The following is a 24,637-nucleotide window of genomic DNA, read 5'->3' on the forward strand; positions in this document are numbered from 1 at the left end:
GTTGCTGAGCCTTACTCCTTCGGCAGCGCGGCCACCACTCCATCCATCGTATCGCCCACTAGCACTTCGATGCCTTCCTCGGTGGGGTGGATGCGGTCGTCCTGGATCAGCTCGGGCTTGCCGGCCACCGCTTCGACCCAGAACGGGATGAACGCCGTGCCATATTGCTTGGCCAGCGCCGGGTAGAGGCCGTTGAATTGCTCGACAAAGTCCGCCCCCATGTTCGGCGGAGACTGCATACCCATCAGCAAAACCTTGATCCCGCGCGACTGCGCTTCCTTGATCATGGCTTCGAGGTTGCTGCGGGTTTCGCTTGGGGAAAGCCCGCGCAGCAAATCGTTGCCGCCCAGTTCCAGGATCAGCAGGTCGGGCACTCCCTCCTGAGCGTCGAGCGTGAACTGGAACCGCTGCAGGCCCGCGGCGCTGGTATCGCCGGAAACCCCGGCATTGCTGACCCGCGCGTTGATACCCTGTGCCCGCAGGGCCCGCTCCAACTGCGCCGGATAGCTCTCTTCCTTGGCCACATTGTAGCCCGCAAACAGGCTGTCCCCGAAAGCAAGGATACGCCGTTCGGGACCCATAACGGGGACTTCTGCGTTAGTGGGCGAACCCGCCTCTGCGCGCTCGGGCTGTTCGGCGACCGGGGCTTCCGAGCCACAGGCTGCCAACGCCAGCGCAATGAGGGGAATCGACCAACGACCTAAGGGCTTCGCCCACTTACCTTGTTCCATATATTCCAACATGCCATCGGATTGCTGTGACTGATACCCCTAACGCGCCCTCCCCCGGCAACGGTTCCCGCACCCTCGCCATTTCCGCCCGCAACCTGACCCTGACGCTGGGTCAGGAAAAACATCCGGTCGAGATCCTCAAGGGCATCGACCTGGATGTGAAGCAGGGCGAAGTGCTCGCGCTGCTCGGACCTTCCGGTTCGGGCAAGAGCTCGCTGATGGCGGTGCTTTCGGGGCTGGAGCGCGCCACCGGAGGCACGGTGCAGGTCGCCGGGGCCGATTTCAGCGGCATGGACGAGGATGGCCTCGCCAAGGCGCGCCGCGGCCGCATCGGTATCGTGCTACAGGCGTTCCATTTGCTGCCGACAATGACCGCGACTGAGAATGTCGCCACCCCGATGGAGCTGGCCGGCGAGAGCGACGTCCGCGCCCGCGCCAAGGCCGAACTCGAAGCGGTCGGCCTCGGCCACAGGCTCGACCACTATCCCACCCAGCTTTCCGGCGGCGAGCAGCAGCGTGTGGCCATCGCCCGCGCCACCGCGCCGCGCCCAGAACTGATCTTTGCCGACGAACCGACCGGCAACCTCGATGCCGCGACCGGGGCCGAGATCATCGACATGCTGTTCGCTCGCCGGGAAGAAACCGGCGCGACGCTGGTCATCATCACCCACGATCCCAACCTTGCCGAACGTTGCGAGCGGATCATCACACTCGGCGACGGCGTCATCGCGACCGATAGCGCCGCATGAGCAGCGCAACCTTGCCCTGGTCCACTGCCTGGAAGCTGGCGCGGCGCGAGCTGTCGCTGCGCTTCAAGGGCCTGCGGCTGCTGCTGGTATGCCTGTTCCTCGGCACCGGAGCACTCGCCGCCATCGGCACGCTGACCGCTGCGATCGAAGGCGAGCTGGCCACGCGCGGGCAGGAACTGCTCGGCGGCGACCTGGAGGTCGAGATCTGGCAACGCAGCCCCAATGACGAGGAACTGGCCGCGCTCAAGAGCCTTGGCGAAACTTCGCTCGGCACCCGCATGCAGGTCGTCGCGCGCAAGGGCGAGCGCACCGCGCCTGTCGGCCTGAAGGCCGTCGAAGACAACTACCCGCTTTACGGCGCGCTGACGCTCACCGATGGCCGCACGGTCGGGCCCCCACCTGCGGGCGACGCATGGGTCGGCCAGGGCGCCATGGACCGGCTCGACATCGAAGTCGGCGATACGTTCGAGCTCGGCACGCTCACGCTCAAGGCTGCAGGCGTGATCGAGAATGAGCCCGACAAGCTTTCGGAAGGCTTCCAGCTTGGCCCCACCGTCATTACCAACCTCCAGACACCCTATGACGCCGGGCTGATCCAGCCGGGCGCGATGTACCAATCCAAGACCCGCATCGCCTTCGACAATCCGAACCGTGACGTGGAGGCGGTGCGCGAAGAGTTGGCCGAGCAGTTCCCGCTGTCCGGGTTCGACTTCCGCGACCGCGACCGCGCCAGCCCCGGAGCGGACCGTTTCGTCGGGCGGATGGGCGAATTCCTCACGCTGGTCGGCCTCGCCGCACTGGTGATCGCGGGGATCGGCATTGGCGGTGGTGTGTCTTCTTATCTCGAAGCACGGCGTTCCAGTATTGCCACTCTCAAGGTATTGGGCGCGACCAGCGGCGATATCGCTCGGATCTACGCGCTGCAGATCGGCCTGGCCGCGCTGATTGGCAGTGTTGCGGGGCTGGTCGTGGGGCTGGCCGTCACACCGCTGCTGGCGGTCGCGCTGGACGGGCTATTGCCGGTTGCGACCGGGTTCACGCTGGAGCCTTCCGCCCTGCTTCTCGCCAGCGCCTATGGGCTGCTGGTAGCGCTGGTGTTTGCGGCAACCCCGCTGCTGCGCGCCCGTCGTTTCCCGGCGATGGCGCTGATGCGTTCTCGGGTCGCCCCGCTTGGGCGTGACAAGGCAGCATGGCTATGGGTTGGCGGGGGGCTGATCGGCATCGTCGCGCTAGCCCTGTTCACGTCGCGCGATCCGCTGTTGGCTGCGGGATTTCTTGGCGGAGCCGCCGGGATGCTCGCCCTGCTGGCGCTGCTGGGATGGGGTATCCGCACGCTCTCGACGCGTGTGGGTCGCCCGAGCAATCCGCTGGTCCGCAATGCGCTCGCCAATCTCAGCCGTCCGGGCAGCTCGACCGGAGAGCTGGTAACCGCGCTGGGCTTCGGCCTCTCCGCTTTCGTGCTGCTGGCCGGGATCCAGAGCGCCATCGACGGCAATATCCAGAAGCGTGTGCCGCAGGAAGCCCCCGACTATTTCGTGCTCGATATCCCGCGTGACCGGATCGGCGAGTTCGAACAGATCGTGTGGGCGCAGGATGAAGCGGCGGTGATCCGCGCTGTCCCGGCCATGCGGGGCTCGATCACGGCATACGGTCCCCGCGACAACATGACCCGCGTCGCCGACCTCGAGCAAATCCCCGACGGCGCGTGGGCGCTGCGCGGCGAGCGCGGGCTGACCTATGCCGACGAAGTCCCGCCGGGCAATTCCATCACCGAAGGCGAATGGTGGGGCCCGATGTACCAGGGCGAACCGGCCGTCTCCGTCGACGCCGAATTTGCCGAGGCCATCGGCCTCAAGCCCGGCGACTACATCACCATCGCCCTGCTCGGGGTCGAACGCACCGTGCGCGTGGCGAGCCTGCGCCAGATCGACTGGGAGAGCATGGGCTTCAACTATGTGCTGGTGTTCAGCCCCAATGCCATCGCCGATGCCCCGCATAATTTCGCCGCGACCATAGAGTTCGTCGGCGACGCCCCTACCGGACCCCTGCTGCGCGAGCTAGTGCAGGCCTTCCCCACGGGCTCGGTGATCGAAGTCGGCCAGGTGCTGGTGCAGGCACGCACAATCCTGTCGCAGGTCGGCATCGCCACGTTGGCGGCTGCTTCCGTCGCGGTCCTTGCGGGCCTCGCCGTGCTGCTGGGTGCGATCGCCGCCGCGCGCGCCGCGCGCACCTATGACACGGTCGTGCTGCGTGTGCTCGGGGCCAGCCGCAACCAGGTGCTGGCGATGCAGCTGATCGAATATGTGCTGCTGGCGGCGATCCTCGCCGTGGTAGCGCTGGCTATCGGCACCGGCCTCGCCTGGCTGGTGGTGACCCAGCTGTTCGAGTTTGACTGGCTGCCAGACTGGACCGAAATCTTCGCCGTGCTTGGCGCCGGGCTGGCACTAGTGATCGGCTTCGCGCTGGCCGGTTCGCTGCCGCTGTTGCGGGCGAAACCGGCGCAGGCGCTGAGGGCGCTCTGATACTGCACAAGAAAAGGGGGCCAAGCGGCCCCCTTCCCTGTCACATCCGATAAACCTGTCAGGCTATTCGAATACCGTCGGGTCAGCAGCGCCCTTCGGATCCGGGCCGAACCGGTTTTCCCCGCGCGTACCTTCGAGGCACATGAAGACCAGCACGATCAGCCCGCCGACCAGCGGGATAAAGCCGAGCAGGACGAACCAGCCCGATTTGTCCTGGTCATGGAAACGGCGCACCTGCACCGCAAGGCCGGGTATGAAGGTGGCCAGGGCAAAGATGACCAGTGCGATCATCCAGATATTCATTTCCGGCTCGGCATAAGGATCGTCCATCTCGGCCATCCCGCCACCGAGCATCCACAGCACGATGTAGACGATCATCACGAACAGGAAGAACATCCAGTATTCTTTCCGCCGTGATCGCCCCGAAAAATCGGCATAACGTTTATACGGCAGGAACATCCATTCCATAGTATTTCTCCCCCCAAGGTGATTGGTGCGGGGAGACTGCCCCGCTTGAACCGCTCTTGGCAAGAGGCAAAAAGAAAAAGGGCCCGCATTGCTGCGAACCCTTTCCCTTTGTTTACCGCCCGCCGCTTCCCGCGCGGCGAGCCGTGACGATCCGTCGGAAGATCAGAACTTGAAGCGGACAACACCGCCCCAGGTGCGCGGCGCGCTCGGGTAACCCGAGACCGTGCCGGCCTGCGCCACACCGTCGAACACCGTCAGGATGTACTGCTCGTCCAGCAGGTTACGGGCATAGACGCCCACTTCGATGCCGTTTTCGAGCGCCAGCGTCATCGACGCATTGACCAGGTTCACTTCGCGGCGGAAGTTGTTCGGGCCAAAGGTCGGCAAGCCGTTGTTGATGTCGGTGTTGCTTTCGTGAGCGAAGTCGACGCGGCTGATCAGGCGCGTGCCGCTGTTGCCGAATTCGTGCGTGTAAGTGGCCGAGGTCGCGATGTTGAACTCGGGGATGCCGGCCGGGGTCTGACCCGACAGGTCGCCCACCGGGCTGCTCACGAAGCTGTCAAACAGCGGGTCGAGGTAGGTCATCGCGAAGGTGAAGACCAGGCCGTCAGCCGGCTGGATGCGGGTGTCGAGCTCGAAACCCTTCACCGACTGCTTACCGGCGTTGTTGAGCTGGAAGCCCGTGCCGGTGAACAGGAACGACTGGAAGCCCTTCAGCGTCTGGTCGAACACAGCGAGGTTGACGTTAACGCCGTCCCACTGGCCCTTGAGGCCGATTTCGTAGACCACCGCCTCTTCCGGGCCAGCGAAGCGCGAACCGGTGGTGAGGTTAGCCACACCCAGGCCGGCATCGCGGATCGGCGATGACGGGGCCAGGATGCTCGAGTTCAGCGGACCCGGGATGTAGTCGCCGAACACCGGACGGCTGTCACGCGAGAGGTTGATCGAGCTCGCCTTGAAGCCGGTCGCGTAGCTGGCGTAGACATTGATGGCATCGCTGACCTGGTAAGCGACGCGCAGCGTGTAGGTGAAATCGTCGTCCCGCGTGCGGCCGTCTTCCACGCCGTTGGGCGTGGTCAGGAACGGCGGCTGGAACTGGAACGGACGCAGGCCCAGCAGCGGGTTGGCCGCCGGGTTCTGAGCCAGGGTAGCGATCTGGGCAAAGATCGGAGCCGACGCCGGGTTAGTGGCGAAGCCGTTGATCACAGCCGGGGTCACCTGGCTCGCCGGGATAGCCAGCGCCTGAGCGATACCGCCAACGATGAAGGCATCGACCAGGTTGATATTGGCCAGCTCGTCAAACGCGGTACCAGCGAGCGCGAAGTCCTTCTTGTCCTTGGTGTAGTTGAAGCCGGCGGTGAACACGAGGCCGTCGACCGGCTCGAAATCGAGCGTGCCGAAGACCGACCAGCTGGTGTTGTCCATGCTGTAGGCTTCAGCCGTCAGCGGTCCAGCCGAGAAGATGCTGTTCTGCGGCAGGCCAAGCGCTGCTTCGACACCGTTGAAGACCAGCGGGTTGCCGGCCAACAGCGAGAAGAACGGACGAGCATCGGGGCCGGTCGTCAGGGCGCTGTTCTGCGTGATCGATTCGTCGAAGTAGAAACCCCCGAGCAGGAAGTTGAACGGACCGTCGAAGTCCGAAGTCAGGCGCAGTTCCTGCGTGAAGGTTTCGACCTGCTGGTCGCGCGTTTCGCTGACGATGTCGGCGCTGGTGAAGTCGACGTCCTGGTCGACGAAGTTCTTCAGCTCGCGGTAGGCGGTGATCGAAGTCAGCGACAGCGCGCCGAACGAGTAGTCAGCCTGCAGCGAACCACCATAGTTCTCGACCTTGTTCACTGGAACCTGGTTGAGGAAGATGTCGTAGCTGAAGAAATCGGTGTTCAGCGCACCGCCCACGGCAAACACGGCCGGAGCGGTGGGGCCGGCCACCAGCGTGCTTACGACGCAGCAGCTTTCGTCGATCTTCGAGTAATCGGCGATGGCGCGGATCTTGAGGTCGTTGTTCGGTTCGAACAGCAGCTGGCCGCGCGCGGTCCAGCGGTTGCGGTCGTTCACGTCTTCATTGAGGTTGACGATGGTGCCGTAGCCGTCGCGCTTGTTGTAGCTGCCGTCGACCGAGAAGGCGATGGTATCGGTCAGCGGGCCGGTAACGTCGCCCTTGACCTGGATGTTGTTGTAGTTGCCGTAGCTGGCTTCGACCGAACCACCGAACTGGAACTGCGGCTCACGGGTGATGACCGAGATCACACCGGCCGAGGCGTTCTTGCCGAACAGGGTCGACTGCGGACCGTTCAGGACTTCGATACGCTGGACGTTGGCGAGGTCGTTGAGCGACGATGCCGAACGCGAGCGGAACACGCCGTCGATGAACACACCGACCGACGGCTCGATGCCGAAGTTGTTGTCGCCGTTGCCGAAGCCACGGATGATGAAGGTCGAGGACGACGAGTTCTGCAGCTGGCTGACGCGCAGCGACGGAGCGACCGTTTGCAGGTCGAGCACGTCGCGGATCTGCGCCTGCTCAAGGGTTTCACCCGAGGTCACGGAGACCGAGATCGGGGTTTCCTGCAGCGTCTGTTCGCGCTTGGTGGCGGTCACGACGATGATGTTGTCGTCAGCGACAGCATCTTCAGCTTCTTCGTCCTGCGCGAAAGCGGCAGACGGGGTAATAGCGATAGTGGCAGCGCCGGCCAGCAGGCCCAGACGCGCAAAGCGACCACGCGAAGCGGCAGCGCCCTTCGTAGCATTCAAGTTCATGGAATAGATTCCTCTTCCTGAGCGGATGCAAGAATACGGGGGGAGGAGGGTGCAACCGCTAGCCGCGCGCAATTACTGCGCCCGATCTAACACCTCAAGCAGAGCTTGGGTTTCCGCGAAGCTAGAGCAGCACTTGTTGCAGTGCGGTCACAGTAGAAAATCAGGCGTTTCTGGACATGTGCGGAGATTTTGCGGCTATGGGTCAGATCGGTGAGTCAAACCGGAGGGACAGCATGGCTCGATTCAAGACTATCATCGCCGCAGGGGCAGCATTGGTTGCTGCAACGGCACTGCCGACTTCGACAGCAGCACAATCGGGCGACAGATATCTCGGCGAGATCATTATGGTGGGCATGAATTTCTGCCCGCGCGGCACGCTGGAGGCGGATGGCCGCCTATTGCCGATCAGCCAGAACACCGCGCTCTTTTCCCTGCTCGGTACCATGTATGGCGGCGATGGCCGGACGACCTTCGCCCTGCCCGACTTGCGCGGCAGGGTTCCTGTCGGCCAGGGCCGTGGTCCTGGGCTCGATCCCGTTCGGCTGGGCGAAAAACGTGAAGGGGGCGCAGCGGCGGCGACTGAGAATTCGGCTGGTAGAGCCGGCACCGCCAAACTCGGCCTGCGTTTCTGCGTGGTGGCGCAAGGAATGTATCCCTCGCGGAACTAGAGATAACGCACAGCGCTTGCCCGCGCACGCACACTCGGCTAGGGGCGCTCGCGAATTGTTGCGGCGCACAATGGCGCGCATCCCTAACCAGAGATCACAATGTCCGCAGACCTTCGCAACGTGGCGATCATCGCTCACGTCGACCACGGCAAGACCACGCTTGTCGACCAGCTGTTCCGCCAGTCCGGCACTTTCCGCGACAACCAGCGCGTGGAAGAACGCGCGATGGATTCGGGCGACCTCGAGAAAGAACGCGGGATCACCATCCTTGCCAAGTGCACTTCGGTCGAGTGGAACGGTCACCGCATCAACATCGTCGACACGCCGGGCCACGCCGATTTCGGCGCAGAGGTCGAGCGGATTCTCTCCATGGTCGACGGTGTCATCCTGCTGGTCGACAGCGCCGAAGGCGCGATGCCGCAGACCAAGTTCGTCACCGGCAAGGCGCTGGCGCTAGGCCTTCGGCCGATCGTGGTTGTCAACAAGATCGACCGCCCCGATGGCCGCCCGCAAGAAGTGCTCGATGAAGTTTTCGACCTGTTCGCTTCGCTCGACGCCAATGACGAGCAGCTCGACTTCCCGTCGCTGTGGGCTTCGGGCCGCGATGGCTACGCCTCGGACGACGAGAACGCGCGCGAAGGGACGCTCGATCCGCTGTTCCAGCTGATCGTCGACCATGTCCCTTCACCCGGCCTCGACACCGGTGGCAAGTTCAGCTTCCTCGCCACCCTGCTCGACCGCGACAATTTCATGGGCCGCGTACTGACCGGCCGGGTGCAGTCGGGCACGATCAAGCTCAACGATCCGATCCACGCCATCGACCGCGACGGCAAAGTCATCGAAGCCGGTCGCGCGACCAAGCTGATGAGCTTTCGCGGCCTCGAGCGTGTGCCGGTCGAAAGCGCCCAGGCGGGCGACATCATTGCGTTGGCGGGCCTCGAGAAGGCGACCGTTTCGAACACCATCGCCGATCCATCGGTCACCGAACCGATCGAAGCGCAGCCGATCGACCCACCGACGCTGGCCATGCGCTTTGCCGTCAACGACAGCCCGCTGGCGGGCCGTGAAGGCGACAAGGTCACCAGCCGCATGATCCGCGACCGGCTCAACCGCGAAGCGGAAACCAATGTCGCCATCCGCGTCACCGAAAGCGAAGACAAGGACAGCTTCGAAGTCGCCGGGCGCGGCGAATTGCAGCTGGGTGTCCTGATCGAGACCATGCGCCGCGAAGGTTATGAACTCGGTATCAGCAGGCCTCGCGTGCTCTATCGCGAAGAAGACGGCCAGCGGATGGAACCGTACGAGACTGTCGTTATCGACGTCGATGACGAGCACTCGGGCACGGTCGTCGAGAAGATGCAGCGCCGCAAGGCCGAACTGGTCGAAATGCGCCCCAGTGGCCAGGGCAAGACCCGCATCACCTTCTCCGCCCCGTCGCGCGGCCTCATCGGCTATCACGGCGAGTTCCTCTCCGACACGCGCGGCACCGGCATCATGAACCGCCTGTTCGAGAAATACGGCCCTTACAAGGGCCCCATCGAAGGCCGCCAGAACGGCGTGCTGATCTCGATGGTCCCGGGCGAAGCCGTGCCCTACGCGCTCAACGCGCTGGAAGACCGCGGCGAGCTGTTCATCGGCGGCGGCGCCAAGATCTACGAAGGCATGATCATCGGCGAAAACGCCAAGCCCGACGACCTCGAAGTCAACCCGATGAAGTCGAAGCAGCTGACCAACTTCCGCTCGACCGGCAAGGACGACGCCATCCGCCTCACGCCCCCGCGCGTGATGACGTTGGAGCAGGCCATCGCCTATATCGACAATGACGAGATGGTGGAGGTCACCCCGCAGAGCATCCGCCTGCGCAAGGCGATTCTCGACCCGCATGAGCGGAAACGGGCGAAGCGGGCGATGCAGGACGCCTGAGTTCAGATAAATTCGCGTCAGAAATAAGTATTCTCTTGGCGATTCGGAGAAAAGGACTTTCTTCGATTGCAATGATCTGCGTCACAGACTCGAAAAATACTCTTCTGCAGTTTCGGCTTCCCAATAATCTAGGAGACCGACAGTGACTGACGAACCAGAACATGGCACGAAAATCACCAACGATTCCAAGGAAGCCGCCGACAAGGTTTCAGAATCGGCTTCGAAACTGGCCGATGCCGTGATGAAGGGTGACGCCGGAGAAGCCGTGAAGCAAGCAGCCAAAGTCGTTGGCTATGGCTCGCAAGCGGCAGGGCACCTCGTCGAAGGCAACTGATCGCACACCCGGGAAGGCGGGGCTACAGGCTCCGCCTTCCTGCCTGGCTGGAAGGTCGATTACCCTCCGAAGAAATTCGGCTGTCCGTTCGATGCGGTGACTCCACCATCGACAGGCAACAGCACGCCGTTGACGAAGCAAGCATCCTCGCTCGCGAGGAACAGCGTGGGGCCGGCAATTTCCTCAGGCTCGGCTGGGCGGCCCAGCGGCATGCGGTTCGCGAGCATCTTGAGCGCGACTTCGCTCTCCGTCACACCCGTGGTCATGTCCGAACGAGTCATCGACGGGCAGATCGCGTTGGCACGTACGCCTTGCGAACCGAATTCCAGCGCCATCGCGCGGGTGAGGTTGCACACCCCTCCTTTCGACGCGTTGTAGATGCCCAGCCCCCAGTCGCCGCCGAGGCCGGAAACACTGGAGATGTTGATCACATTGCCCTTCGCCGCGAGCAAGTGCGGAAAGGCTTCGCGCGTGAGGTAAAGGATGCCCTTGAGGTTGATGTCGATGATCCGGTCGATATCCTCGTCCCTGGCTTTGCTCAGGCGACCGGAGAAGCCGACCCCGGCATTGTTGACCAGCACGTCGAGCCCGCCGAATGCCTCGACCGTCTTGCTGACGATCTCCGTCGCGAAGGCGGAGGACGACACATCGCCCGGCACCGCCAGTGCGCGCTCACCGAGCGATTCCACCACCGCGTCGCAATCCGCCTGCTTGCGCGAGTTGATGACGACATTGGCACCCTCGGCATGGAAGCGGCGGGCTATGGCCTCGCCGATCCCCATCGATGATCCGGTTACGATCACGGTCTTGCCAGCGAAACGGTTGGCGTAGGTCATGGTGGCGCTCCTCTCATGTATGCCCCGTGGCTCTTGCCTGCAAAGCCGCTTGGGCGCAAACTCTCCCTATGCGCTGGAACCTGACCCTGGCCGCTATCGCAGCTGCCCTCGCCGCCCCTGCAATCGCCAATGACAGCGAGGCCGAATGGGCCGTCGGTGGGCTCGTGCTCAAGGCCAATGGCGATATCTCCATGGACAAGGAGGACCTCTACCTCTCCGCCGAGGAAGTGCGGGTCGACTATGTCTACACCAACCATGCGAGCGAAGATCGCGATGTGGTGATCGCTTTCCCGCTACCGGCGCTGCCGCTGCAAGACGGCTGGTACGACTACAACTACCCTGACTGGGATTGGCTGGGCTTCGAGACCCGGGTGAACGGCGAAAAGGTCGGCTATGAAGTGCATGATCGCGCCATTATCGGCGCGCGCGATGTCACTGACCTGGTCAAAGCCGAGGGCCTGCCGCTCGAATGGTTTCGCGACGGCAGCCCGGCCCAATTGCTTGAGGGGATGGACGGCGCCCGGCGCGAGCATCTCGTCAAGCTCGGCTTGCTGCGCCAGGCCGAGAGCTGGCTCGAACCCGCCTGGCAGGTCCAGCGGCATTACCTGCGCGTGCAGACTTTCCCTGCCGGCAAGAGCGTGCGGGTCTCGCATCGCTACAAACCGCTCACCGGCGGTAGTGTCGGCGGCGCATTGATGCCTGAAGTGCGCAACAACCCCGAATGGAGCCCGCTTCCCGAATACCGCCAGCGTTATTGCGTCGACGACAGCATCCTCGCCGGGCTCGACCGCCGCATGAAGCCGAGCAAACCGGGCCATGTGGTCTATTATTCAGAGACCTGGCTTGGCTACGTCCTTTCCAGCGGTGCGAACTGGCGCGGACCGATCAAGGATTTCCGGCTGGTGATCGACAAGGGCTCGACCGACAATCTCGTCAGCTTCTGTATGGACGGCGTCACGAAAATCGGCCCGACGCAGTTCGAAGTTCGCCGGACCGATTTCGAACCAAAGGGCGATCTCGACGTGCTCATCCTGCAGTTCACTGAAGTGGAGGATTGACCCTGCAGAAAATGCGCCTGCCGTTGGATTAAATCCGTCGCGGCATCCGTTTCCTGTTCAACCGGACCTGAGAGGGACCCGGTCCCGAACAAGGAGACACACGATGAAACTGACCAAAGCCACCATTGCCATTGCTGCCCTCGCCGCCGGCACCGCCGCGCAGGCCGCGCTGCCGATGCTCTATGAAGAGGCGGCCGCGCGCGAAGAGGAAAAGCTGATCATCAACTATCCGATCGCCGGCATCGAGAATGCGCGCTGGTTTGATTACCGCATCGACATCACCGAGGCTCAGAAGGAGCTCAAGAGCGACTTGCGCAAGGCCAGCGACACCGAAGACCTGCGCGACGCGTGGGAGGAATACGGTCGCGAACTCAAGCACGAGCGCATCGACTACATCGAAGACATGGCCGAGAAAGGCTACCGCATCGGCGAAGTCACGGTGATCCAGAACTGATCGCAAGAGCCTGCAAAGGGCCGCAGGAAAGGGTCGGGTGAAAGCCCGGCCCTTTTTCTGTGTTTGTGCATGGCGGTGAACGACTGAAGATGGTGGGAGGCGACCTAACGCCACCCCTTCTCCTTCGCCTCAACCTCCGCCGCAGCATCGAGCGCACCGCCGGCCGCCATTTCCTGCACGGCGATCATCAGTTCGGTTTCGCTGCCGGCCTGGCGGTAGTCGGTGGATTGCGCGCCATCGAGACCCAGCTCGCGTTCGATCTTCCAGCCGGTGTCGTCGCGGCAGGCGATGCCGCCGGCGTCAGCACCACGGAACGCCCGGCAGTACTGGCCGTCAGCATTCTCGAAGCTCAGCAGGATCCGGGTTTCCGCATCCACCGACTGTTCGGCCACCAGCTGGGTGTCGAGCGCGGCAGCGAGCTGCGTTCCGGCATAGCCCTCGCGCGCACCGTTGCCTTGCCAAGGCTGCCACAACGCCAGCACCAGCGAAGCTGCCAGTGCCGGGCCTGCAATCGGGGCCCACCGGCGGGCCATCGGGGCAAGCCCGCGCTTCTGCCGTTCGGCTGCAAAGCTCACGACGTCCGCGTCTCCACCGGAGGTTTCTTTTTCCTTCGGCTGCAGCATGGTCGCCAGGCTCTCCGGCACGGGCTGGTCGAGCACGGGTGCGAAATGCGCGCCCAGCGTGTCCTTCAGCGCGCGATGCTTGGCAACGAGGTCGGCCAGCGCCGGGTCGGCCGCGATCGCTGCTTCCACCCGCGCCTTGTCCTCGCCGGACAGTTCGCCATCAGCATAGGCAGCGATCATTTCGTCGGTGACGGTCATGGTGCCTCCTCCGATAGCAGTTCCAGCAGCGCATCGCGTCCGCGGACCAGCCGCGAATTCAGCGTCCCGACCGGGCAGCCGACAATCTCTGCCGCTTCCTTGTAGGCATAGCCTTCGACCATCACCAGCAACACGGCCTCGCGCTGGTCTTCGGGCAATTGCTGCATTGCGCGGTCCACCATGGTCAGCTCGACATGCGCTTCCTGCGCCCCGTCGGAGCCGACCGAGAGGCCGGCCTCCTCGTCCACGAAGGTCTGCGAGCGGCGGGCACCGCTGCGTTTCTCGTCGATGAAAATATTGCGCATGATCCGGTACATCCAGCTGTCGAGCCGGGTCCCCTCCTGCCACTGGTCGCGGCGGGTCAGTGCCCTCTCGATGGTCATCTGGCACAGATCGTCGCCATCGGCGTTCGACCCGGCAAGCCCGATGGCAAACCGCCGCAAGCGCGGCAGCAGCTCGAGCACTTGCTGTTCGAACGTCTGGCTCAGAATTCGTGCCTTTCCATGGATGAAACGAGCGCCCCCGTGCGTTTAATCCATGCTTAATGCGAATAAAGGGATAGAAACAATGATGCGTATGGTGCTGCCCACATTACTGGCCACGATGATTGTCGCGAGCCCGCTGGCAGCACAATTGCTGCCGCAGGTGCAGGTGCCTGATGTCGGTGGCACCGTTGGCGGCGTGACTGAAACGCTGGATCAGACACTGGAGGGTGTCGACGAGACCGTGCAGCGCGAGGCACGCAGGCTGCTCCGCACCCGGGACCGCACACTTGATCGCCTGCTACGCCGCAACCGCGACAGTATCGCGCGCGACGTCAACGGCGACCTGGCGCGCAAGGGCGAACTGCTGGCGATGGGTGTCACGGCGCAGGATCAGGCCGCGATAGACGATGCGGGTTTTCGGGTGCTTTCGACCGAAACAATCGAAGGATTGGGCCTGACCATTACCCGGCTGGCACTTCCCGACGATCTCGACCTGGCCGAAGCCGAAGCACTTGCCCGCGAGCTCGGGATCGGGACGCAGATCAGCGCCGACAATTTGCACTACCAGTCTGGCGCGCGCATCATGACCGTCTCTTCCGCTCCCGTCCCCGCCACTGTACGATCCGCCGCCAGCATCGGCGTCGAGGTTGGGATGATCGATGGTGCCACCGGGCCATGGGTTCGGCCGACCGCTGCCAAAGGTTTCGCCCAAGGCGCTCCCGCCGCCTCGAACCACGGCAGCGCAGTCGCCTCCTTGCTCAAGGGTGCAGGTGTTGCGCGGGTCAGGGTCGCAGATGTCTATGGCACCGATCCGGCTGGCGGCAATGCGCTCGCCATTGCGCGCGGGCTCGGCTGGCTGGTTGCGAGCGGGAGCGAGGTCGTCACCATCAGCCTTGTCGGGCCAAGGAATGCCGTGGTGGAGCAGGCCATCGCCGCCGCTCAGCGCAAGGGCGTAGTGATGGTCGCTGCAGTCGGCAATGACGGCCCCGCTGCCCCACCCGCTTACCCGGCCTCTTATGATGGCGTGGTCGCAGTGACCGGTGTCGATTCCCGCAACCGCGCCTTGATCGAGGCTGGCCGCGCATTGCACCTCGATTACGCAGCACCAGGTGCTGATGTCTTTGCGCTCGACGCCCAAGGGACATTCACCAAGTGGCGCGGGACGAGCTTCGCCACCCCGCTCGCTGCCGCCCGCCTTGCTGCAGCGATAGAGCGCGGCGGCAACTGGCGGACCGTGCTCGATCGCGAAGCGCGGGATCTCGGTCCAAAGGGACCCGACGCGACTTATGGCCGCGGCCTGTTATGCGGCGATTGCGCCCGAAAGAAGTGAGAAAATCCAGAAAAGTTCGCTGCGGCATGAATTAAACCGCGCGCGCCACCCGTTTTCCTTTCGAGCGAGCCAAGAACACCCCCGGCTCGCCCCTGAAGTGACGAAAGGAAACGGACATGAAGAAGTTTATTCTCACAGCAAGTGCGATCGCCCTGATCCCGGTTGCCGCACAAGCCCAGCTGCTCGGCGGGCTTGGTGGTGGGCTCGGCGGCGGGCTGGGCGGCGGTCTTGGCGGCACGCTCAATTCCACAGTCGGCTCGACCCTCGACAGCACGACCCGCACGGTGCGCGGCACGGTCGACGGAACCGCTTCGACTGACGGCGACCAGTCGGTCAACGCTCGCGATGGCAGTGTTTCGGCCAATCGCAGCGCCAATGGCTCGCTCGCGGCGACCACCGCCAGCCTCGCCGACCTGCCGATCCCCGCAATGGCCTCGGCCAGCGGCAATGGCTCGGCAAACGGCAACGCCAACGCCCAGCTTATCGGCACCGATAGTGTGACAGGCGCAATTGCCCCGGTGACTGGACAGGCGCGCAATGTCGCGGGCTCCGCAGTTGGCACTGCACGTTCGACTGCCCAGGGTGTGGCCAATTCGGCTCCCATGCCCGGCCTGCCGAACCCCGGCCTCCCCAACCTTGGCGGCAGCGCCAGCGGTCAAGGTTCTGCTTCGGGCAATGGTTCGGCTTCGCTGATCGGCAACCCGCTGGCAGTGGCTGGCAGCGCTGCTGGTAGCGCAAGCGGACAAGGCAATGGTGCCGCCACGGTGTCGCCCGGCATGCCGGTGATGACCCCCGGCGGCGCGTCGCTCGGCCAGGTTCGCCAGATCGTGGCCGATAACCGTGGCCAGGTGCAGCAGCTTGTCGTCCAGCAGGGCAATGTAACCCGTACCTTGCCCGCGGGTATGTTCACCGCCAGCGGTAACGCGTTGGTCGCCGGCGAGGCGCAGGGCAGCGCCTCCAATGCCGAACCGGCTCCGGCGGCAGAAGACACGCCTGCAAACTAATCCGCGACACCCTCCCCGGGGCTTGCTGACCCTACCGGCCTCCACTCGGAGCAAGCCCTACCCCAAAGAGGCGGACCTTTCCTCCAAAGGTCCGCCTCTTCTCGATGTTGAAGTCTTTCAATCCGCGTCGAAGTGGCGAAACATCCCTGCCCTCACTTTCCGCTTCGTCTCAAATCCTTGCGAATTTCCGCAGTGCTGTGGCCTTTGCCCCGCCGCCCTGTTACCTCGCCGCCCCATGAAGACCGGAACGCTGATCTCGCTCGCCGCCTATTTCATCCTCATGCTTGCCATCGGGCTATACGCATGGCGCAAATCGACCGAAGATTCAGAAGGCTACCTGCTGGGTGGCCGCAATCTGCACCCGGCCGTTGCCGCGCTGTCAGCCGGGGCCTCCGACATGTCCGGCTGGCTGCTGCTGGGCCTGCCCGGCGCGCTCTATGCCAGCGGGCTGGTCGAGGCCTGGATCGGGATCGGGCTGTTCGTCGGCGCGCTGGTAAACTGGATCGTGGTCGCCCCACGCCTGCGCCAGCAAACCGAGGACATGGGCAATGCGCTGACCATCCCCGAATTCCTCGCCAACCGTTTCCCCGAACGCGCCGTGGCGCTGCGGGTCATCTCCGCCATCGTCATCGTGGCGTTCTTCAGCGTCTATACCGCAGCCGGTCTGGTCGGAGGGGGCAAGCTGTTCGAAACCAGCTTTGCCGGGCTGTTCGGCGATGTCGGCATGAGCGACTATGCCCTCGGCTTGTGGATCACCGCCGGTGTCGTGCTGGCCTACACCATGGTGGGAGGGTTCCTGGCCGTATCGCTGACGGACTTCGTGCAAGGCTGCATCATGGTCTGCGCGCTGGTGCTGATGCCGCTCGTCGTGATGTTCGGCGAAGGCGGCAGCGCGGGCCAGTCGCTGACGGAAGTCCAGCCCGGCTTCCTCAGCCTGTTCGGCGGGCTGACCTTCATCGGCTTCCTGAGCGCAGTGACCTGGGGCCTCGGCTATTTCGGCCAGCCGCACATCATCGTCCGCTTCATGGCGGTGAAGAGCGTCGCAGCGGTCAAGACCGCACGCACCATCGGCATGACATGGATGGGGGTATGCCTGCTAGGCGCGCTGGGCGTGGGGCTTGCCGGTCGCGCCTATGTCGAGCGCAATGGGTTAGTGGTCGAGGATCCGGAGACGATCTTCATCGTGCTCGCAGACCTGCTGTTCCACCCACTGATCACAGGCTTCCTGCTCGCCGCGCTGCTGGCAGCGATCATGAGTACCATCAGTTCACAGTTGCTGGTTGCCTCGAGTTCGCTGACGGAAGATTTCTACCGCCTGTTCCTGCGCAAGGAATGCAGCGAACGCGAAGCGGTCAATGTCGGGCGGGTCAGCGTGTTGCTGGTGGCGCTAGTGGCAATCGGTATTTCATCCGACCCCGATAGCCAGGTGCTTGGCCTTGTTTCCAACGCCTGGGCAGGCTTCGGTGCCGCTTTCGGACCGCTGATCATCCTGTCGCTGACGTGGGACAGGATGAATGCCAATGGTGCTCTCGCCGGGCTGGTTACCGGTGCCCTGGTCGTTGTCGGCTGGATTGCGCTGGGCTGGAACAGCGCGTTCATGGGCGGTCCGGGTGTCTACGAGATCATCCCGGGTTTCGCCGCAGCATGGCTGGCGATTGTTGTGGTAAGCAGGAGCGGGACAAAGGCACCGGAACCTCAGGAGGCGTAATATGGCAAAGGTAACAGGGCTCGGCGGAGTTTTCTATGTCGTGAAGGACCCTGAAGCGACGCGCGCCTGGTATCGCGAAACGCTGGGCGTCGATGGCGAATACGGACCACAGCTGAACTGGTCCGAAGAAACCGGCGACAAGCCCTATTCCCTGATCAGTCACTTTTCTGACGACCAGTATCTGAAGCCCGGGAAGGGGGGCTTCATGATCAACCTGCGTGTCGACGATCTCGACGGCATGGTCGAGCAGATCAGGGCCAAGGGGGTGGATATCCTCGACAGTGTGGATGAAGGCTATGGGAAGTTCGCCTGGGTGCTCGATCCCGACGGCGTGAAAATCGAGCTCTGGCAGCAAGTCGAGGCACCCTGAGGCAGGGCGGCAGGGCGGCACGACGAACGGGGCCGCCCTTAGGATCCTGTTAACCCTGTTTTGCCACACTCGCGGCCATGCGCCGCTTCGCTTGCCTTGCCATGCTTGCTCCGGTCCTGGCCGGCTGCAGCCTGCTGCCCGGCGGCGGCACAGAGCAGCGCACATCGCGAGCCCCGGCGCAATCGCAAGCGGTCGCCATCAGCGCTCAAGGTCGGCGATGCCTGGCGGAGCTAGGCGCCACAGGATCGCGCTTCTCGGCCCTTCCCGACAAATATTTTGGCGCTGGGTGCTCCACCATCAACGCTGTCACGCTTTCAAGCCTGCAAGGCGACCGGTCCAATCTCGATATTGCCAATCTAGGCCCTGTCACCTGCCCGACCGCAGAAGCGCTCAGCGGCTGGGCCCGCTACGGGGTAGACCGCGCTGCCCGGCAGATTCTCGGCAGTCCGCTCAGGCGGATCGAGACGATGGGCAGCTATGCCTGCCGTAATGTTGCGGGGTCCTCGCGCCGGTCGGCACACGCCACGGCCGAAGCGATCGATGTCGCCGCTTTCATACTGGAAGATGGACGCAGGATCAGTGTCCTGAATGCATGGGACGGTGGCACCCGTGAAGAGCAGCAGTTCCTGCGTGTCATCCAGCAAAGTGCATGCAAGCGATTTGGTACGGTTCTCGGTCCGGAGTACAATGCCGCCCACCGAGATCATTTCCACCTCGAATGGAGCGATACGAACTTCTGCCGCTGAGGCCTAACCCATCGCAGGCGGTTCCATTTGTGCTTCAATACGCAGCCGCACCGCTTCTGCCGCATGCCGCGCCCCCAGCTTGTTCATCATGTTGGCGCGATGGATCTCGACCGTTCGTGGACTGATATCGAGCTCGCGTGCAATCGCCTTGTTGCTGCTGCCTTCTGCCAGCCACTCGAGCACTTCGCGCTCGCGACCGGAAAGCGATGCGATGCGGCCGCGGGCTTCAACCATGCGCCGCCTTTCTGCCGTCTTCCGGCTAGCTTCATCGCCGATCAGTTCGAGCATGGTGGCAAGGCGTTGCCGCTCGACCGGGAAAGGCAGGTAATCCAGTGCTCCCGCCTTGATCGCTGCGACAATTCGCCCTGTCGTTGGAGTCATTCCGGTTGCGACGAGCGGCAGCCAGATGCCTCGATCAGCCAATTGCTCGAGCACTCCGGCGATGACCCCGGGACTGCGTCCATCCCGGGCGAAGATGATACCATTTCGCGGGGAATGCTGGATCAGCTCGGTGACATTGGCATAGACTTCGGCATGGTGGCCGAGATCGAAAGCGGCGCGCGCCAGTTCAGCCCGATTTCGGACATCCCCATCGACACAATGCAGGATAAGTCGTTGTTCCATGCGCAGCAGGATGTCGCATGTTTCGAAACTTAGCTGACAGGATAAATCCAAACCAGAGTGGGTTGAGGAGTAAAGTATTCTAAGCTAGCGACTTTTCAGCGCTTTTCGCCATCCGTTTCCGACAATTTCTAAGTAGAATATCTCTCCGTAAAAGAACGATACGGTCATTTTCCTAGATATTTCTACCTATTTTTCGAATTCAAACTTGGGCAGCGAATGAAATGCACTCTTCAAGGCATCACCCCAACTCGAGGAAATAGCTTGGAAATAGGGATCCTCGGCGGTGATGCGTTGTGTTTGGGTCGGTTCAAAGGCATCACGCTCGATCACCATCAGGTCGAGCGGCATGCCCACTGAAAGGTTGGCCTTCAACGTGGAGTCAAAGGACACCATCAACAGCTTGATCGCATCTTCGAAGCTCATGTCGCGATCATAGGCGCGCAGCAAGATTGGTCGCCCGTACTTGAGCTCCCCGATCTGGAAGAAGGGCGTATCGCTGCTGGCTTCGATGAAATTGCCTTCAGGGTAGATCAGGAACAGGCGCGGCTCCATGCCCGCGATCTGGCCAGCGAGGATCATCGAAGCGGTGAAGCGGGTTCTTACAGTGTCGCCATTGGCCTTCTGGCGGGTATCGATTGTCTCGCGCAGCAGGCGACCGACTTCGGTGGCCACTGTGAACATCGTCGGCATGCCCAACAGCGAATTCTCGCGGTCGTCCGGCGCCTTGGTCCGCTCTTCCAGCTTGCTCACGACAGCCTGCGTAGTTGCGAGGTTGCCAGCTGAAAGGACTGTCAGGCAGCGCTCGCCCGGCACTGTCCAGTGGAACATCTTGCGGAAAGTGGAGATGTTGTCGACGCCCGAATTGGTGCGGGTGTCACTCATCAACACCAGCCCTTTTTCCAGCACCATGCCGACGCAATAGGTCATTCGATCAATTCCCGAATCATCTTGTCGGGATCGCCCTACTGCTCAATCGTTTGCTGTTCCACCGCGACTTGCACCTGCATGCCTTCGGCTCGTCCGCCAAGGCTGATACCGGTCACAGGCGCCGCATCGCGATAGTCGCGCCCGGTGGCTACCCGGATGTAACGACGATCCGGGCTGATGCCGTTGGAGATGTCGAAGCCAACCCAGCCGAGCCCTTCGACATGCGCTTCGGCCCATGCGTGGGTCGCATCCTGGTCGACCCGGTCATTCATCATCAGGTAGCCGCTGACATAGCGAGCCGGGAATTCGGCCGCGCGCGCGGCGGCGATGAAGATATGGGCATGATCCTGGCAGACACCGCTGCCCTGCTCGATTGCCTGCTCGGCGGTTGTGCGCACCCCGGTCTCGCCGACCCGATATTCCACCCGGTCACGAATGGCTGCGGACAGCTTATGCAGATAGTCGAGCGGCTCACCGGTATCGTGATCAACGTCGCGCAGGAAGGCTCGCAGTTTCGCACCCGGCGCCGTGAGGGGGGTCTGGCCCATGAAGCTCCACAGCGGCAAGTGCCCGGAATGGCGACCGATTACCCCGGCGTTGTCTTCGGTTTCGACAATCCCGGTGCATTCGACCGTGACATGCCGCGCCTCTTCCTCGACCGCGATCAGCGTCACTGTGTTGTGATGCTGGTCTTCGTATTCGAGCTCTGGCCGCGCATTCTCATAGCGCATCGCCCAGTCGATGATCTTCTGGCCCTGCGTCGACTTCGGGGTCAGCCGCAGCCGCTGCAACCCGTGCACGGCCGGCTCGGTATAGGTGTAGAGCGTCGTATGACGGACAGAGAGGCGCATCAGGCGTGGAACCGGTAGTCTTCGCCGATCGCATTGGCGATACGGGCATTGGTGTTCATGAAATCGATCAGGAACTGGTGCAGGCCCTGGTCAAAGATGGCATCGACAGTGAGGTCAGTCAGCCGCATGTCGGATTGTCGCATGAGCTCATTGCTTTCACCTTCCCGCTTGTGGATGCGGGCCAGCGCCATAAGCTCGTCGCGCAACGCATTATGGCAAAACGCGAGGCTGCGCGGGAAGCGTTCATCGAGCACCAGGAAATCGACGATGCCCCGCGCTTCCATTTGCCCGGCATGCAGCCAGCTGTAAGCGCGATCGCCGGCAACCGAGCGGAGCACATTTTCCCATTGCCCGCTGTCGAGGCTAGATCCGACATAGGAGAGCGACGGCAGCAGCAGGTAATACTTGATATCGAGGATCCGCGCTGTGCTGTCACCACGCTCCAGGAAGGTCCCGGCCCGGGCGAAGTGGAAACCTTCGTCGCGCAGCATGGAGCCTGCCATTGCCCCATGTGCCAGCGTGCCCGCGCGCCGGATCGAGGCGAGGACATTCCCGACTTGCCCCTGGCTCACCGGGCGCGCCAGCAGGTCCCTGATCTGCATCCAGCTTTCATTGACGACGGTCCACAGTTCCCCGCTGATCGCGTTGCGGGCAGAGCGGGCATTGGTCCGCACACCGTCGATCATGTCCATCACGCTGGAGGGATTGTCCTTGTCACGCAGGATAAAATTCCACGCATTCTGCCCTTCGTAGTTGTCGAACTTGGCATCGAAGGCTGCACTACGCCCAGCGGTCTGGATGATCGAACGCCATTCGGCCTCCGAGGACTCGATGTCACGGGTCAGCGCCATACGCAGGCCAGCCTCAAGCAAGCGCGCTGTATTCTCCGCCCGCTCGAGATAGCGGAACATCCAGAACAGGCTGTTGGCTGTCCGGCCTAGCATGATGGGGCCCCACTCATTCCTTGAGCACCCATGTATCCTTGGTGCCGCCGCCCTGGCTGGAATTGACCACCAGCGAGCCCTTCTTCAGCGCCACGCGGGTAAGGCCCCCGGGTGTGATCTCGATCCCGTTGGGATTGACCAGCACGAAGGGGCGCAAATCGACGTGGCGGGGGGCAAGCCCCTTCTTGGTAAAGATCGGGCAGGTCGACAGCGATAGCGTCGGCTGGGCGATGTAGTTGGCCGGATTGGCCTCCAGCTTCTTGCGGAATTCCTTGATCTCGCGCTTCGAGGCAGTCGGGCCGATCAGCATGCCATAGCCGCCCGAGCCATGAACCTCCTTCACCACCAGCTCATCGAGGTTGTCGAGCACGTATTTGAGGCTCTCCTTGTCGGCACAGCGCCAGGTCTCGACGTTGGGCAACAAGGGTTTCTCACCGGTGTAGAATTCGACGATCTCAGGCATGAAGCTGTAGATCGCCTTGTCATCGGCCACCCCGGTCCCGGGCGCGTTGGCGATCGTGATCCGGCCGGCGCGATAGACGTCCATGATACCCGGAACGCCCAGCACGCTGTCGGGATTGAAGGTCAGCGGATCGAGGAACTCGTCATCGACGCGGCGATAGATCACATCGACCGGCTGGTAACCGCGCGTGGTGCGCATGGCGACCCGACCATCGATCACTCTCAGGTCGCTGCCTTCAACCAGTTCCGCCCCCATCTGGTCGGCCAGGAAGGCATGCTCGAAATAGGCAGAATTGTAGATACCCGGGGTCAACACCGCGACTACAGGCTTGCCGCTGGCACAATCGGGTGCGCAGGCGGCCAGGCTGCGGGCCAGCCTGCGCGGATAGTTCGAGACTGCCTCGACCCCGACCCGTGTGAACAGTTCAGGGAACATGCCCATCATGGTCTCACGGTTCTCCAGCATGTAGGAGACACCTGAAGGCGTGCGCGCATTGTCTTCCAGCACGAAGAAATCGTCCGGCCCGGTTCGGACGAGGTCGATACCGACAATATGCGTGTAGACCCCGCCCGGCGGAGTGAAGCCGACCATCTCCGGCAACCATGCCGCATTGTTGCGGAACAGCCGCTCCGGGATCCGACCGGCGCGAATGATCTCCTGCCGGTGATAGAGGTCGTAGAGGAAAGCGTTGATGGCGCTGACGCGTTGTTCGATTCCCCTGCTCAGCCGGCGCCATTCGGCTGCGGATATGATCCGCGGCACCATATCGAACGGGATCAGTCGTTCTTCCGCATCATCTTCGCCATAGACATTGAAAGTAATGCCGGTGCGGCGAAAAAGCCCTTCGGCTTCGACATTCTTCCGGCGAAGGAAGTCGCTTTCCTGCGCCTGGAACCAGGTGTCGTAGTCCCGATAGGCAGGGCGGACATTGCCCTCCGTATCGCAACGTTCATCGAAGTATTCGCCTGGACCGGCCATCAAGTCCCCGTCTTGGATAGGTCAAGGCTACCACCTTGCCTTGTCTAATCAAGGACTCAATCCCGATCTAGTTCCCTGGCTACGGCTTCGATCGACTCATGCGAGTGCGCGAAGCCCATATGGCCGCAGCGAAGTGCGATGGCGCGATCGCGCTCTCCCGGCTTCCCGCAGGCCGCGCGCGGATGGACGACCCCGTCATTGGCGCTCCAAAGCGCGACTGTTTCCACCGGCGGCTTTTCAGCCATCACCCCACCCACAGGGGGTTGTTCGACCCGGTGTCCGGCGACGAACTGGTAGATCCGCCAGGCATTGTTGGCCCGCGGAGAATAGGAAAACGGCGTACCCATGGTGATGACCTTCGCCACGGCCTGCGGCTGCCGCTTTGCCAGTTCGCGGGCGAACAACCCGCCAAGGCTCCACCCGACAAGCACGACCGGCTCCCCGGCACGGTGAAAAAGGTCGAGCAGGCGGGCTTCGAGGGCTGCGAGATTCTGTTCGGTTGGCCCCCAGTTGAAGCCCAACCCCCAGCGCTTGACGGCATGCCCTGCCCCCTCCAGCAGCTCGGCAAAATACCGCATGCGCGAAGGGCTTGTACAGAAACCGGGCAGGACCATGACGGTGCGCGGCTTCGCAGCCTTGGGCACGGCGTAGGCGCGAACATAGCGCGAATAGAACTTGCGCACCGGCCAGAACACTGTCGAAAGTTCGGCCAGCAGGTATTTGAGATGCGGCTTCGCGGCTGAATCGGGGTTGGCCTCGCGCGCCAACTCAAGGCGACGCGCCAGCTCTTCCCGCTCCAGCGGAAATGGAAAGTTCAAAGACGATGATGCGCGCGATGCCATGAGACCGTGACATTCTGCTGGCAGCCAAATGAACGCAATGCGAA

General features: G+C 62.9%; 24 protein-coding genes. 12 read left to right on the plus strand and 12 right to left on the minus strand.

Annotated elements, in window-relative coordinates:
- Positions 1-11 precede the first annotated feature (11 nt).
- Positions 12-743, minus strand: coding sequence for an arylesterase (locus tag QPW08_RS12025; protein WP_284126051.1), 732 nt, complete (start codon positions 741-743; stop codon positions 12-14).
- Between the two features lie 14 nt (positions 744-757).
- On the opposite strand from QPW08_RS12025, the gene QPW08_RS12030 reads away from it, so the two are divergent.
- Together QPW08_RS12030 and QPW08_RS12035 are read left to right on the plus strand one after the other, a co-directional pair.
- Positions 758-1,480 (plus strand): ABC transporter ATP-binding protein, encoded by a 723-nt coding sequence (locus QPW08_RS12030; protein WP_284126052.1) that lies wholly within the window; start codon positions 758-760, stop codon positions 1,478-1,480.
- Entirely contained in the window at positions 1,477-4,002 is a 2,526-nt protein-coding gene (locus QPW08_RS12035; protein ID WP_284126053.1) for an ABC transporter permease, read from the plus strand. The genes QPW08_RS12030 and QPW08_RS12035 overlap by 4 nt, the downstream gene beginning before the upstream one ends.
- Before the next feature lie 63 nt (positions 4,003-4,065).
- On the opposite strand, the gene QPW08_RS12040 is transcribed toward QPW08_RS12035, so the two are convergent.
- Entirely contained in the window at positions 4,066-4,470 is a 405-nt protein-coding gene (locus QPW08_RS12040; protein WP_284126054.1) for a DUF805 domain-containing protein, read from the minus strand.
- A gap of 162 nt (positions 4,471-4,632) precedes the next feature.
- Entirely contained in the window at positions 4,633-7,227 is a 2,595-nt protein-coding gene (locus QPW08_RS12045; protein ID WP_284126055.1) for a TonB-dependent receptor, read from the minus strand.
- Positions 7,228-7,460: 233 nt separating this feature from the next.
- Here QPW08_RS12045 and QPW08_RS12050 point away from each other — a divergent pair, with 233 nt between their 5' ends.
- The 3 genes from QPW08_RS12050 to QPW08_RS12060 all read left to right on the plus strand — a co-directional run bounded on the left by QPW08_RS12050 (position 7,461) and on the right by QPW08_RS12060 (position 10,152).
- Positions 7,461-7,895, plus strand: coding sequence for a phage tail protein (locus QPW08_RS12050; RefSeq protein WP_284126056.1), 435 nt, complete (start codon positions 7,461-7,463; stop codon positions 7,893-7,895).
- Between the two features lie 99 nt (positions 7,896-7,994).
- Positions 7,995-9,818: a translational GTPase TypA gene (gene typA / locus QPW08_RS12055; RefSeq protein WP_284126057.1), complete on the plus strand. Its 1,824-nt coding sequence runs from the start codon at positions 7,995-7,997 to the stop codon at positions 9,816-9,818.
- Between the two features lie 142 nt (positions 9,819-9,960).
- Positions 9,961-10,152, plus strand: a complete 192-nt coding sequence (locus tag QPW08_RS12060; protein WP_284126058.1) for a hypothetical protein — start codon at positions 9,961-9,963, stop codon at positions 10,150-10,152.
- A gap of 59 nt (positions 10,153-10,211) precedes the next feature.
- On the opposite strand, the gene QPW08_RS12065 is transcribed toward QPW08_RS12060, so the two are convergent.
- On the minus strand, positions 10,212-10,988 hold the full coding sequence (locus tag QPW08_RS12065; protein WP_284126059.1) for an SDR family NAD(P)-dependent oxidoreductase: 777 nt from the start codon (positions 10,986-10,988) through the stop codon (positions 10,212-10,214).
- Positions 10,989-11,056: 68 nt separating this feature from the next.
- Here QPW08_RS12065 and QPW08_RS12070 point away from each other — a divergent pair, with 68 nt between their 5' ends.
- The gene (locus QPW08_RS12070) at positions 11,057-12,046 is read left to right on the plus strand and encodes a DUF4424 family protein (RefSeq protein ID WP_284126060.1); all 990 of its coding nucleotides are present in this window, start codon (positions 11,057-11,059) and stop codon (positions 12,044-12,046) included.
- Positions 12,047-12,149: 103 nt separating this feature from the next.
- A complete protein-coding gene (locus tag QPW08_RS12075) occupies positions 12,150-12,500 on the plus strand; it encodes a hypothetical protein (protein WP_284126061.1) in 351 nt (116 codons plus the stop codon).
- Positions 12,501-12,604: 104 nt separating this feature from the next.
- On the opposite strand, the gene QPW08_RS12080 is transcribed toward QPW08_RS12075, so the two are convergent.
- Positions 12,605-13,321 carry a zf-HC2 domain-containing protein gene (locus tag QPW08_RS12080; protein ID WP_284126062.1) on the minus strand — a complete coding sequence of 239 codons (717 nt, stop codon included), beginning with the start codon at positions 13,319-13,321 and terminating at the stop codon, positions 12,605-12,607.
- Entirely contained in the window at positions 13,318-13,809 is a 492-nt protein-coding gene (locus tag QPW08_RS12085; protein ID WP_284126348.1) for an RNA polymerase sigma factor, read from the minus strand. The genes QPW08_RS12080 and QPW08_RS12085 overlap by 4 nt, the downstream gene beginning before the upstream one ends.
- Before the next feature lie 79 nt (positions 13,810-13,888).
- On the opposite strand from QPW08_RS12085, the gene QPW08_RS12090 reads away from it, so the two are divergent.
- From QPW08_RS12090 to QPW08_RS12110, 5 genes are all read left to right on the plus strand, one after another.
- Positions 13,889-15,136: a S8 family serine peptidase gene (locus QPW08_RS12090; protein ID WP_284126063.1), complete on the plus strand. Its 1,248-nt coding sequence runs from the start codon at positions 13,889-13,891 to the stop codon at positions 15,134-15,136.
- Positions 15,137-15,252: 116 nt separating this feature from the next.
- Positions 15,253-16,140 (plus strand): hypothetical protein, encoded by an 888-nt coding sequence (locus QPW08_RS12095; RefSeq protein WP_284126064.1) that lies wholly within the window; start codon positions 15,253-15,255, stop codon positions 16,138-16,140.
- A gap of 235 nt (positions 16,141-16,375) precedes the next feature.
- A complete protein-coding gene (gene putP, locus QPW08_RS12100) occupies positions 16,376-17,848 on the plus strand; it encodes a sodium/proline symporter PutP (RefSeq protein WP_284126065.1) in 1,473 nt (490 codons plus the stop codon).
- A 1-nt stretch (position 17,849) separates the two neighbouring features.
- The gene (locus QPW08_RS12105) at positions 17,850-18,218 is read left to right on the plus strand and encodes a VOC family protein (RefSeq protein ID WP_284126066.1); all 369 of its coding nucleotides are present in this window, start codon (positions 17,850-17,852) and stop codon (positions 18,216-18,218) included.
- 77 nt (positions 18,219-18,295) lie between these two features.
- A complete protein-coding gene (locus QPW08_RS12110; protein ID WP_284126067.1) occupies positions 18,296-18,964 on the plus strand; it encodes an extensin family protein in 669 nt (222 codons plus the stop codon).
- Positions 18,965-18,967: 3 nt separating this feature from the next.
- Here the strand turns inward: QPW08_RS12110 and QPW08_RS12115 are convergent, their stop codons facing one another.
- The 6 genes from QPW08_RS12115 to QPW08_RS12140 all read right to left on the minus strand — a co-directional run bounded on the left by QPW08_RS12115 (position 18,968) and on the right by QPW08_RS12140 (position 24,593).
- A complete protein-coding gene (locus QPW08_RS12115; protein ID WP_284126068.1) occupies positions 18,968-19,588 on the minus strand; it encodes a response regulator transcription factor in 621 nt (206 codons plus the stop codon).
- 186 nt (positions 19,589-19,774) lie between these two features.
- Positions 19,775-20,515, minus strand: a complete 741-nt coding sequence (locus QPW08_RS12120; protein WP_284126069.1) for a proteasome-type protease — start codon at positions 20,513-20,515, stop codon at positions 19,775-19,777.
- A gap of 35 nt (positions 20,516-20,550) precedes the next feature.
- Positions 20,551-21,366: a transglutaminase family protein gene (locus QPW08_RS12125; protein ID WP_284126070.1), complete on the minus strand. Its 816-nt coding sequence runs from the start codon at positions 21,364-21,366 to the stop codon at positions 20,551-20,553.
- Positions 21,366-22,310: an alpha-E domain-containing protein gene (locus QPW08_RS12130; protein ID WP_284126071.1), complete on the minus strand. Its 945-nt coding sequence runs from the start codon at positions 22,308-22,310 to the stop codon at positions 21,366-21,368. The genes QPW08_RS12125 and QPW08_RS12130 overlap by 1 nt, the downstream gene beginning before the upstream one ends.
- A 13-nt stretch (positions 22,311-22,323) precedes the next feature.
- Positions 22,324-23,751 (minus strand): circularly permuted type 2 ATP-grasp protein, encoded by a 1,428-nt coding sequence (locus tag QPW08_RS12135; RefSeq protein WP_284126072.1) that lies wholly within the window; start codon positions 23,749-23,751, stop codon positions 22,324-22,326.
- A gap of 56 nt (positions 23,752-23,807) precedes the next feature.
- Positions 23,808-24,593, minus strand: coding sequence for an esterase/lipase family protein (locus QPW08_RS12140; RefSeq protein ID WP_284126073.1), 786 nt, complete (start codon positions 24,591-24,593; stop codon positions 23,808-23,810).
- Between the last annotated feature and the right edge of the window lie 44 nt (positions 24,594-24,637).

The organism is Parerythrobacter aestuarii (assembly GCF_030140925.1).
GTDB classification, from domain to species: Bacteria; Pseudomonadota; Alphaproteobacteria; order Sphingomonadales; family Sphingomonadaceae; genus Parerythrobacter; species Parerythrobacter aestuarii.